12 protein-coding genes are annotated in these 10,434 nt (G+C 73.5%); 11 read left to right on the top strand and 1 reads right to left on the bottom strand.

Annotation, left to right across the window (positions count from 1 at the left end):
• Positions 1 to 46 precede the first annotated feature (46 nt).
• Positions 47 to 757, bottom strand: coding sequence for a hypothetical protein (locus AC08OO_RS19485; RefSeq protein WP_476618861.1), 711 nt, complete (start codon positions 755 to 757; stop codon positions 47 to 49).
• Positions 758 to 1,454: 697 nt separating this feature from the next.
• On the opposite strand from AC08OO_RS19485, the gene AC08OO_RS19480 reads away from it, so the two are divergent.
• The 11 genes from AC08OO_RS19480 to AC08OO_RS19430 all read left to right on the top strand — a co-directional run.
• Positions 1,455 to 1,913 (top strand): hypothetical protein, encoded by a 459-nt coding sequence (locus tag AC08OO_RS19480; RefSeq protein WP_476618860.1) that lies wholly within the window; start codon positions 1,455 to 1,457, stop codon positions 1,911 to 1,913.
• Between the two features lie 86 nt (positions 1,914 to 1,999).
• Entirely contained in the window at positions 2,000 to 2,779 is a 780-nt protein-coding gene (locus AC08OO_RS19475; RefSeq protein ID WP_240724197.1) for a hypothetical protein, read from the top strand.
• Positions 2,776 to 3,546, top strand: a complete 771-nt coding sequence (locus tag AC08OO_RS19470) for an SAF domain-containing protein (protein ID WP_476618859.1) — start codon at positions 2,776 to 2,778, stop codon at positions 3,544 to 3,546. The genes AC08OO_RS19475 and AC08OO_RS19470 overlap by 4 nt, the downstream gene beginning before the upstream one ends.
• Positions 3,543 to 4,892 carry an ATPase, T2SS/T4P/T4SS family gene (locus AC08OO_RS19465; protein ID WP_476618858.1) on the top strand — a complete coding sequence of 450 codons (1,350 nt, stop codon included), beginning with the start codon at positions 3,543 to 3,545 and terminating at the stop codon, positions 4,890 to 4,892. Before AC08OO_RS19470 ends, AC08OO_RS19465 begins: the two co-directional genes overlap by 4 nt.
• Complete coding sequence (locus tag AC08OO_RS19460; protein ID WP_476618857.1) at positions 4,889 to 5,794, top strand: type II secretion system F family protein; 906 nt, start codon at positions 4,889 to 4,891, stop codon at positions 5,792 to 5,794. The genes AC08OO_RS19465 and AC08OO_RS19460 overlap by 4 nt, the downstream gene beginning before the upstream one ends.
• Entirely contained in the window at positions 5,791 to 6,675 is an 885-nt protein-coding gene (locus AC08OO_RS19455; RefSeq protein ID WP_476618856.1) for a type II secretion system F family protein, read from the top strand. Before AC08OO_RS19460 ends, AC08OO_RS19455 begins: the two co-directional genes overlap by 4 nt.
• Before the next feature lie 179 nt (positions 6,676 to 6,854).
• Positions 6,855 to 7,079: a hypothetical protein gene (locus AC08OO_RS19450; protein ID WP_476618862.1), complete on the top strand. Its 225-nt coding sequence runs from the start codon at positions 6,855 to 6,857 to the stop codon at positions 7,077 to 7,079.
• Positions 7,046 to 7,564, top strand: coding sequence for a hypothetical protein (locus AC08OO_RS19445; protein WP_476618855.1), 519 nt, complete (start codon positions 7,046 to 7,048; stop codon positions 7,562 to 7,564). The genes AC08OO_RS19450 and AC08OO_RS19445 overlap by 34 nt, the downstream gene beginning before the upstream one ends.
• A 92-nt stretch (positions 7,565 to 7,656) precedes the next feature.
• On the top strand, positions 7,657 to 8,133 hold the full coding sequence (locus tag AC08OO_RS19440) for a TadE/TadG family type IV pilus assembly protein (protein ID WP_476618854.1): 477 nt from the start codon (positions 7,657 to 7,659) through the stop codon (positions 8,131 to 8,133).
• Entirely contained in the window at positions 8,130 to 8,543 is a 414-nt protein-coding gene (locus AC08OO_RS19435; protein WP_476618853.1) for a pilus assembly protein TadG-related protein, read from the top strand. Before AC08OO_RS19440 ends, AC08OO_RS19435 begins: the two co-directional genes overlap by 4 nt.
• A 137-nt stretch (positions 8,544 to 8,680) precedes the next feature.
• Positions 8,681 to 10,434 (top strand): LysM peptidoglycan-binding domain-containing protein (locus tag AC08OO_RS19430; protein ID WP_476618852.1); only part of this gene is annotated, 1,754 nt, incomplete at its 3' end.

The following is a 10,434-nucleotide window of genomic DNA, read 5'->3' as shown; positions in this document are numbered from 1 at the left end:
GTGGCGGGGCGGTCGGGGGCTTCTCGGCGGTCAGGGTCATGGCGGTCTACCAGGTGGCGTAGTGGCTGAGGTGCAGGCTGCGGCGGCCGGTCCAGTCGAGGAGGTCGGGGGCGATGGTGAGGGCGGTGCGCAGGGCGCGGTTGACCTGGAACGCGAGCGTGTGGAACACCGGGTCGGTGCTGTCGTGATCGATCAGGGGGTTGCCCTGCGGGTCGAGGACCGCGACGAGGGCGGCGTGGAGGGCGCCGTCGTCATCGGGGGTGTGCAGGTCGACGGTGATCCAGGCGGCGTCGGGGTAGGCGAGGGCGACGGTGTAGGCGGCGTGCTGGCAGTGGACGCGGGCAAGCCAGGCGGCGGCGGTGTCGCGGTCGCGGTCGCGGTTGGCCTCGGCGAGGGCGGTCTGGGCCCGGTGGAGTTCGAGGGGTCCGGGGTCGGCGACGTAGGCGGGGGTGGGTGGAACGGCGGCCCAGGGGTCGAGGTGGTCGGGGTCCGGTGCTGTCCCGTCCGCACCGTCGACCTCGATGTGATGAGTATCACTTTCACGGTGTGTGTCGGCTGCGTCGAGGTGGTCGTGGATGGCGGCGGCGAGGAGTCGGGCGCTGGTGTCGGTGAGGTGGGCGGTGGCGATGCCGGTGCGCGGGGCGGTGACGCGCAGCAGCAGGACCGGCTCGTCGTGTGGGGGGAGGGTCTGTCGGTGCAGGGTAAGGGTGGTGCGGTCGTGGCCGGTGGTGAACAGCGGTTCGGGGATGTGGGTCATGGTCGCTCCCTCGGGTCGGGACGGTCGGGGGAGCGGCTTGGCAGCTGGGCGCCGAAGCCTCTCCTATCTATAAGCCGTCTCGCACGCGTCGCGACGGTCGGCGCGCCCGTGGTGTCGGAGTCGCCTCGAGTCGTCTTCACGGATTGCAATCGGCTTCCTTTTTTTGCTCGGGGTTGTGGTTGTGGTTGGCTATTCATGGTTCGTGTGCTGTGATACCAAGGATGGACGAGCAAGGGTGTTCGTAAAGGAATCGTTGCGCTGCGCCGAGTCTGCTGGAGAGGGGTGGGTGCGCGCGGCGGGAAGGGCCTCGCGGTGACGATGCGGTCGACGTGAGGCTGTGTACGTTCACGGATTGTCGGGGGGCGTCCGGAACGGTGGCAGGGTCGGGTATTCACGTCCGCCGTCGAACCGGTGGGATCCGTATCTCGTTACCGGAGATCCTCGTCCGGAGGTCGTGATGTTCGCGAGTCCCTGTCCCCGTCTCGCCTGTCCGCTATCTGTTGTTCTCGTCTTTGTGGTTGTCGCCGTCGTGGGCGCGGCATGCGGGGGTTCGCACGGCACCGTTGACGGCGGCCCGGACCCATCTGGACCCCTGTCGACACGGTCGTCCGCGTCCCCGCCCGGGTCGTCCAGGTCCCCGTCGTCCAGGTCCCCGTCGTCCGTGTCCCGGTCGGAGGCAGTTGATCCGGCTGGCACGGTGCGCAGGGAGATCGCCGCCGCGCAGGAGAGGTACTACCGTTCCTTTCTTGCCGCGGTCGAGGCCCCCGGTGACCGGCGTGGGGTCGATGGTCTGCTGGCCAGTTATACGGCGACGGGCGCGCCGCGCCAGAACGTCACCGCCTGGCTGGCGCTTCTCGCGCGCCGCGGTTACGCCGCCCGACCGGGCGCCGGGAACCGTTACGTGATCGAGAAGATCGAGGTGCCCACGGCGGCGCTGGATACCGTGGTCGCGACGGTCTGCGGCTACGACGACGGCGTTATCTTCGACGCGCGTCGCAGGGCTCCGGATGGTTCGGAGATCGTCGTCGACGACATTCCTCTCAGCGAGAGAACCCTTTTCACCTGGGTGAAACATGAAACGTGGCAGATCGACCGGGTGACCACCACGGACTCCTGGAAGGGGAGGGACGGATGTCCCCCGTCAAAACGTTCGTGACGGCTGGTGCCGTTCTGTGTCCGCTGATTCTTTCTGCTGCCGTGGCCCGCGCGGCAACGCCAGGCTGGACGAATGGGCAGGGCGCTGTGAGCGGTTTCGCCGATGTCGATAGGGCCGACAGGGCTCTTGTCGGTTCGGTGGAGTCGACGGGCGCTGGTCGCGCCGCGGCCGGATCGCCGGCGGCTACAGCCGCGGCCGCGTGCCGCTGGCTGGTGGGCTATGCGGCCGCCGAGCAGCTGGTGAAGCCGCGACCGGAGTCCATCGGCCTGGTCGACGTCGAACGGGTCGAGGCGGACGGTGGCCGGTCCCGGATGTACGCGCGGATCTGCGACGGCCGGATCGTCGGGTGGGCGTGGCTACGGGTTCCGAATGTCTCCGGCGCGGTGGCGTCGGCGGCGCGGGAGGTGCGGCGCCGGCTGCCGGCTCCGCGTGGCCGGTTCTCCCCCGACGTGGCGGGGGCGGCGGTGGTGCGGGTGCCGGTGTGGTTCGCGGTGCCGGGGCAGTGGTCGGCGGTGTCCGCGTCGGCGCAGATCCCGGGGGCGTCGGTGACCGTGACCGCGGCCCCGACGGTGTTGCGGTTCGCCCCGGGCGATGGCTCGCCGCCGGTGTCCTGTGTCGGGCCGGGCCCGGTGTTCGTCCCCGGCACACCGGAGCCGGCGCGTCCCCCGGCCTGCTCATACACCTATCGGGACGCCTCCACGGCCGCGCCGGGCGGCCGGTTCTGGCCCGGGGTGCTGGCCATCGACTGGACCGTGGCCTGGAGTGCGAGCGACGGCGAACACGGCACGCTTCCCGGTATCACGACCCGGGCGGAGGTGCCGGTCGAGGTGCGGGAGATCGAGGCGGTTGAGAGGGCGGGGCGATGACCCGGCCGGCGAGACCCACCGATCACGACTGGATCGCGGACGACCTCGACCCCGGTCCGCAGAGCGGCGTGGCGCGCCGCCGGTGGGGCGGCGCGGCCGTGGCGCTGCTGCTCATGGTCCTCGGCGCGGCCGGCGCGCTGTGGTTGTCCTCGGACGATGCACGCCGGGTCGAGGTGGTGGCGCTCGCCCGTCCGCTGGCCCGCGGCACGGTGGTGGCACCGGCGGATCTGGCGGTCGTAGGTGTGGATGCACGGGGCGGGTCGGTGCGGCTGGCCACGCCGGCCACGGCGCGCAGCGCGCTGGTGGGGCGGCCGGTGCTCCTGGACCTACCGGCGGGCACCCTGCTCAGCCCGGAGATGGTCGGCTCGGTGACGGCACCCGCCGGGCAGGTCTCGATCGGGGTGACGGTCGGCCCGGACGGTCTGCCCTCGGCGTCGGTCCGGACCGGTGATGCCGTGGGGGTCCTGGGGTTCGACACGACGACCGGCCGGGCCGTGGTGCTGGCCCGTAACGTACGGATCGCCGAGGTCCACCCGCAGGCGGCGACGGGCCGGTCCGGGGACACCGTCGTCTACCTCGCCCTGCCCGAGCGGCTGGCGGAGACGGTGGAGACGGCGGCGACGTCCGAGCATGGCGTCCGCCTCTTCGGTGTCGGCGGTGGGTCTTCGCCCGGGCCGGCTGACGGCGGGCCGGCTGACGGCGGGCCGGCTGACGGCGGCCCGGCCGGCGGTAGCGGGGACGGCCCTGGGCAGGGAGGTGGCGGATGAGCCTGCAGCCGAGCACCTCCGGGTCCGACGGCGGGTCCGATGTCGCCGAGGATGTAGCGAGCACGATCAACACGGCGGTGCAGCGTCAGGTGGCGGCGGCGCGCCGCAGCGGCCGGCGGTTCACCCCGACGGAACGCGCCGCGCTCGCCGAGGAGCTCCTCGCCCGGGAACTGGCCGACATCCGGCGCGGCGCGGCCGACGCGCCGCCGCTGAACGCGGCCGGGGAGAACGAGGTGCGGCTGCTGGTCCGCCAGGCCCAGTCGCCGCTGGGTTCGCTCGGCCCGTTCCTGCTGGCGGACCGGTTTTCCGATGTGGAGGTCAACGGCGCGGTCAACCTGGTGCTGACCGAGCGCGGCAGCGGGCATCGGATCGAGGGACGGTCTCCGTTCGGTAGTGACGCCCAGGCGTTTGAGTGGGTGGCCGAGCATGCGGCGTCGGTCGGCCGCCGGTTCGACGAGAGCAACCCGTCGGTGCGGTTCCGGCTGCCGAACGGGGTTCGGGTGCACGCGGTGTCCCGGGTGACTCGCCTGACCCATATCGACTGCCGGCTGTTCCGGCCCGGCCTGGACACCCTGGACGGGCTCGCCGACGCGGGGATGTTCGGATCGGACATCACCGCCCTGCTCGCGGGGACGGCGGCGTTGCGTCAACCGTTCGGGCTGATCATCTCGGGTGGGACGGGAGCGGGGAAGACGACGCTGCTGCGGGCGTGGGTCAACGCCACACCCGACGATCCGATCCTCGACCGGATGGTGACGGTGGAGGATGAGCAGGAGCTGTTCCTGGCCCCGGAGCGGTTCCGCAACCTGGTGGAGTTCGAGGCCCGCGAGCGCAACGTCGACGGCCGCGGCGAGTATTCGATGGCGCGGTATCTCGCGGAGAACCTGCGCCGTCAGACCCCGCACCGGGTCCTGCTCGGGGAACTGCGCCCCGACGGCGGCGTCCTGCCGCTGCTGCTGGCGCTCGGGCAGGGCATCGCCCAAGGGGTGGCGACGACGATCCACGCACCGAGCGCCGCCGACGTCGTCGCCCGGCTACGCACGTATGCGGCGTTCGACCCGGGGCGGGTGCCGGAGGCGGCGGTGTTGGAGACCATCGCGTCCACCGTCGATCTGATCGTGCATGTCGCGAACCTGGACGGCCGGCGGGTGGTCACGAGCGTGCATGAGGTCGGGGAGTACCGGGAGGGCCGGGTGACCTCGGCGGAGCTGTGGCGCTGGGACGCGAGGATCGAGCGGGCTGTACGCACGGACCTGGACTTCTCCGACCAGCTCGCCGCCAAGCTGCGTTCCGCCGGGGTCGGCCCGGCGGTCCTCACCCGGCGCCGGACGAGGGCGGCCTGGTGAACGCGCAGACCCGCCTCCTCATCGGGGCGCTGTCCGGTGCGTTGGTCGGCCTGGGATGCTGGCTGCTGCTCGTCGCCTTGCTGCAGGACCGGGACGTCCCCGCCGGCCGGAGCCGCCCTGTTGGCTGGGGCCGCCGGCTGCCGGGCGGGCCCCGGGAGGGCCGGCCGTCCGACGCCGGGATGGCCGGGTGGGGTGCGGAGTTCGTGTTGCCGGTGGCGGGCGGCGTGCTCGCCGGTCTGATCCTCGGCGTCGTGGTCGGTGTGCCGGTGCTCGGGGTGCTGGGTGGTGGCGCCGCGTGGCTGGCGCACGACGTCCGGCGGGGTCCAAGCGTCGACGAGCTGAACGAGCTCGGTGAGGCGGTCGCGACCTGGTGCGAGACGGTGCGCCAGGAACTCGACGCCGGGCAGCCGCTGAAGGCGGCGGTGGTGGCGTCGTGTCAGCTGCCCCCGTCCGCGCTCGCCGGGCCGTTGGGCCGGTTACGGGTCCGCCTCGATCGGGAGCCGTTGCCGGCGGCGCTGGCCGGCTTCCGGGCGGAGGTGAACCATCCGCTTGTCGGGTCGATCGTCGCCGTGCTGTCGCTGACCTACCGGCGGGGCGCCGGGGACCTGGCGCGGCTGATGGCCGAGCAGGTCGAGTCGACCCGCCACCGGGTCGCGGTGCTGCGGGATCTGCATGCCGCCCGGGCCCGCTACCGCCGGTCGATGGTGCTGCTGCTCGGCCTGTTCGCCGTGTCCGTCGTCGGTGTCCTGGCGGTATGGCCGGCGATGCTCGCTCCCTACCGCACCGCCTGGGGGCAGGCGGTCCTCATCATGATCGCCGGCGTTGTGGGTCTGGCGGTGCTGACCCTGGTCCGGCTGGCCCGGCCCGCCATGGTCCCGGACTTCTTCGGCGACGCGACATGACCGGCCCGCTGTCCGACGCGGCGGTACCGGCTCTTTGCGGTGCGATCGTCGGTGCCGGGCTGTTCCTCCTCGGGCGGAGCCTGCGCCCGACCCCCGCACCTGACCAGCAGCCGGCCCGGGGTGCGACCGGTGGCCGCTGGGCCGGGCAGGTCCACCGCCGGTTCGAGCAGACCGTCGGCCCCGTGTGGGCGCGGCGACTGCTCCTCGCCGACGACCTTGCCGTGCTCGGCCTCGACCCGGCCGCGCACACCGCGACCAGGATGATCCGCCTGCTGGTCGTGGTGAGCGCCACGGTGGGGCTGGCCGCGGTGGGGTGGGCGAGCGGGATCGTGCTGCCCGCGACGACCCTGCCGCTCGGCTGTGTCGCCGCGGTGCCGTTCGGGTTCGTGTGGGCGGACCGGCCGCTGCACCGCCGGGCGAGTGCCCGCCGGCAGGAGACGAGGCTGGCCGTGGCCGCCTATCTCGATCTGGTGCGGATCCTGCTGGTCGGTGGGCTGTCGCTGCACACCGCGCTGCAGACCGTGGCCGATGCCGGCCGGGGATGGGCCTTCACCGAGATCCGCGCCGCCCTGCAGTGGGCCCGCGCCCGCCATGTCCCGCCGGACGCCGGGCTGAACCGCCTTGCCGTGCGAGTGCCGGTGGCGGAGTTCGCCGAGCTGCGCCTGACGGTCAGCTCGGCGCTGCGCGGCGCGTCCCCGGTCCTCGCGTTGCAGAGCAAGAGCACCCACCTGCGCGCCGCGGAGGCCGCGCAGGCCCGGCTCGCGGCCTCCGTCGCGGACGCCGCGATGGAGCTGCCGGCGGTCATGGTCGCCCTGGCCTTCGTCGCCTTCCTCACCATCCCCCTGCTGGTGATCCTCACCGGCGTCGAAGCCACCCCATGACACCCAGCCCGGATCACGCAGCCCCGGCTCGGTCCGCTCCTGATCGGACCGGGTTCCGGTCGCGTCCCGCCCACCGCCGCCAGGCACGCCGGATCGACGAGCGACATGAACCCACGGAATCCCGCCCACCGGAATCCAGCCGACGAAGAGACCGACGAAGAGAGAGGACGGTGGCGGCGATGCGCCGACTCGGGGTACTGCTGGCCTTGGCCCACCTGTGGTGGACGAATCTTCACCAGCGGGCCGCTGAAGATGGCCGTGACCGGGGTGATGCGCTGCCGACGGCGGTCATCACGGTGGGTCTGGTCCTGATCGCGGCGCTGGTGATCGTGATTCTGCGGGCGAAGGCGACCGAGGTCGCGGAGCATGTATGCACCAGCGTCGATCCCACCACCTGCCAGTAGTAGCCGCGGCCCGTCCCGCGGCGGGCGGCCACCCCGCCCGCCGACGAGCCGTCCGCAATGCCGGAAGCAGCCCGATCGAACTGGCCGTGGTGATGGGCGGGGTCATGACCCTCCTCGTGATCGTCCTCGGGTTGGGTATGCGATGGCTGGCTGTTCAGGCGGCCGGCGCATCCGCGCAGCGCGCCTTGGAGATCATGCAGAGCCCCGATGGGACCGTCGAGGACGCCACGGCGGTCGCGGACCGGCTCGCCCGATCCAGCCGGTCGGTCACCAGCGTGACGACGGATGTGGCGGTCACGCCGGATCTGGTAACCGTGACGGTGACCGTCACCTCGGTCCTGGGCACGACGGTTGCCCGCTCCGCCTCCGGGCCACGGCTGCGGTTCGTCCCACAGCCGGTGGCACCAGAGCGCGCTGCATCGACGAGTACCGCGCCGCTGGCCGTCGGCGGACCGGTGCCCGCCGGCGCCGGTCGGACGTCATGAGCGGCCGGTGCCGGTGCCGGTGCCGGTGCCGGTGGCAGTGGCAGTGGCAGTGGCGATGGCGGTGCCGGTGGCTTGGCGCGGGCGGTGCGGGCATGCCGCTCGCGAATCGGGTCGGAGCTCGCGCAGATCGGGATGGAGCTCGCGCGGGTCGGGAGGGGGCGTCGGAACAGGACCGCGACCGGGGGGCCTACTCGGTCGAGTTCGCCGCCGGATGGCTGATCTTCCTGATGGCCGTGGCGATCCTCGCGGTGGCCTTCCAGACCCAGCAGGCCCGAAGCGGTGTCCGGCACGCCGCCCGGGAAGGCGCCCGGGCCGCCTCGCTCGCCGCGAACCCCGCCGACGCCGAGCAGCAGGCCGACATGGTCGCGCGCCGTGCGCTCACCGCCAGCTCCTGCGCGGCGGGCAGCGAGACCGTCTCCACCGACGTGACCGGGTTCGGCGCCGGCGGGGTCGTCACGGTCACCGCCGGATGCCGCGTCCACCTCGTCCTCGGCCCGTCCCGCACCGTCACGGCGAGCAGCGACGAGGTCATCGACCGGTTCCGCGGCGGCCTGCGGGACCGCCCGTGACCATCACCCGCTCCGCCCATCACGGTGACCAGGGGTCGGTCAGCCTCCTGCTGGCGGTGCTGTTCGCCGGCGCGGTCCTGCTCGCCGGACTGATCGCCGACACCGGCCGGGTCCTGTATGCCAACGCCGACGCCTCCGACCTCGCCGGCAAGGCCGCCCGCGCCGGCGCCCAACAGATCGACCCGGCCAGCCTGCGCGCGGGCAGTCCCACCCTCGATCCGGCCGCGGCCGACGCGGCCGCCCGCGCCTACCTCGACCGTCACCACATCGACGGCACGATCATCGTCGCCGGCGACGCGGTGACGGTCACCGTTCAGACGCGCATCACCTACGTCCTGCTCGCCCTGTCCGGCCGGACCGGCGCCACGGTCACCCAGACCCGGTCCGCCGTCGCCCTCCGCGGCCCGTAACCCACGGGAGAACCGCCATGCCCCAGCTCACCCCCACCCGCCGCCATGCCGACCATCGAGATCATCGATCCCGACTCGGCCCCCCACCCGGCCGGACGCCGGCACGCCGACGCTCACGGACGGGGGCGACCGCCGGTGTGGCCCGCCCGTCGGCCCGCCCGTCGGCCGGGCAGGCGCTGCGCGGCCTGGCCGCGCTTCTCGGCCTGCTGGTCTTCCTCACCGCCGTGCCGGTGTTCCTGGCCGCCTGGCGGGGAAACCCGCTGCCCACCACCTGGGAACCCGCCCGGTGGGCGACGCTGGCCACCCGGGGCTACCTCCACCCCGACGTCGTCCCCGACACCCTCGCCGTGCTGGCCTGGCTGACCTGGGCCTACCTCACCCTGTGCATCATCGGGGAAGCCCTCACCCAGACCGCCCGGAGCCGACGCGGTCCACACGGCACGGCCCGCCCCGGCGGCGTGTCCAACGCGCCGACCGTGCCGGAACGCGCCGGATGGCGCCTTCCCGCGCCGAACGTGGTCCGGCGCGCCACGGCGCGATGGGTGGCGCTGGCCTCCCTCGCCGTCAGCCTGCTCTCCTCCCGGGCCGCCCTCGCCGCCACCCCGACCACGACCGGCCCGTCCGGGCACCCGGCGGCCACGGCGAGCGCATCCGCCGACGTCACAACCGTCCTCGGTGGCACCGCCCCCGCCCCGGCTGCAGACGTCCTGGCCGGCCCCGTCCAGGCCAGCCCCGGGCCGGGGCCGATCGGGCATGGGCTACCGGAACCGAGACGGCTCTTCGGGGACATCTACCGCTGCGGCCCCTATGACACCCTGCGATCCGTCGCCGCGCAGTTCCTCGGCAACCTGGACCGGTGGAAGGAGGTCCGCGACGCCAGCGTCGGCCTGCGCCAACCCGACGGCACCACCCTCCCACCCGACTTCGTGGTGATCGGCGACGGAACCCTGCTACGGATCCCCCTCGCCCCCGCACCGACCACAGCATCCGCGACCCCGAACGCCACCACCGGCACAGCGAAACCGGCACGAGGCACCCCACCGACCGAGACGACCCACACGGTTCGTCCCGGCGAGACGCTCTGGGACATCGCCCACAACGCCTACCCCGACGTCCCGAAGCACGACCTTCCGCACCTGGTCGGGCAGATCTTCCACGCCAACCAGGGCGCGACGGATCCCGCCGGACGACGCCTCCACGACCCGAACCTCCTTAACCCCGGCATGATCCTCCGACTACCCGTGCTCGCCGGCAGCAACGGCGCGCCGACGTCCAGTGCCGCGCCGCCCAGCGCCGGATCCGCGGCGCCCCCGGGCGACGGGCCGTCGACGTCGGACCCGAACGCGCCCAGCCCACCGGGGATCGTAAGAGCGACGTCGCTGGCACCCGGCCCCACCCGGCCGTCCCCGAGCGCACCCGCGGCGACCCGGCACGACGACCACACCACCGCGCCGAACCACACCACCGCGCCGAACCTCCTCCCCGTCTGGGTCGGCGCCGCCGGCCTTCTCACCGCGGCCGTCGCGTCCACCGTCACCTCGCGGCGCCGACGGCGCGACCAAAGCCTCGACCGGCGCGGCGCATCGCCCCCGCCCCACCCGCGCACCATCGCCCTGCACACCGCGGTCCTCGCCACCGCCGACCCCGACGGGCTGTCCCGCCTCGACGCCGCCCTCCGCGCACTCGCCGCCCAGCACATCCCCACCGTGCACGGGCCCGCGGGTCCCACCGAAGGTCCCGAACCCCTGGTCGTCCTCGTCCGCCCGGACGGCACCATCGACGTCTACCTCCGCCAGCCCCGTCCCGACCCGCCGGCACCCTGGCACGCGCAGGTCGACGGCCGGATCTGGATCCTGCCTCCCACCGCCCCGCTACCTCCGCCTCCCGACCT

Source organism: Frankia sp. CeCAU1 (assembly GCF_977971845.1).
The sequence above is the reverse complement of the archived record's forward strand: the minus strand, read 5'-3'. Positions and strand labels throughout refer to the sequence as shown.

What these genes read in the sequence shown, in the direction of transcription:
- AC08OO_RS19440 (WP_476618854.1), top strand. Translation starts at nt 7,657, where the DNA reads ATGCCGCTCGCGAATCGGGTCGGAGCTCGCGCAGATCGGGATGGAGCT.
- AC08OO_RS19485 (WP_476618861.1), bottom strand. Translation starts at nt 757, where the DNA reads ATGACCCACATCCCCGAACCGCTGTTCACCACCGGCCACGACCGCACC.
- AC08OO_RS19455 (WP_476618856.1), top strand. Translation starts at nt 5,791, where the DNA reads ATGACCGGCCCGCTGTCCGACGCGGCGGTACCGGCTCTTTGCGGTGCG.
- AC08OO_RS19445 (WP_476618855.1), top strand. Translation starts at nt 7,046, where the DNA reads ATGCACCAGCGTCGATCCCACCACCTGCCAGTAGTAGCCGCGGCCCGT.
- AC08OO_RS19450 (WP_476618862.1), top strand. Translation starts at nt 6,855, where the DNA reads ATGCGCCGACTCGGGGTACTGCTGGCCTTGGCCCACCTGTGGTGGACG.
- AC08OO_RS19465 (WP_476618858.1), top strand. Translation starts at nt 3,543, where the DNA reads ATGAGCCTGCAGCCGAGCACCTCCGGGTCCGACGGCGGGTCCGATGTC.
- AC08OO_RS19470 (WP_476618859.1), top strand. Translation starts at nt 2,776, where the DNA reads ATGACCCGGCCGGCGAGACCCACCGATCACGACTGGATCGCGGACGAC.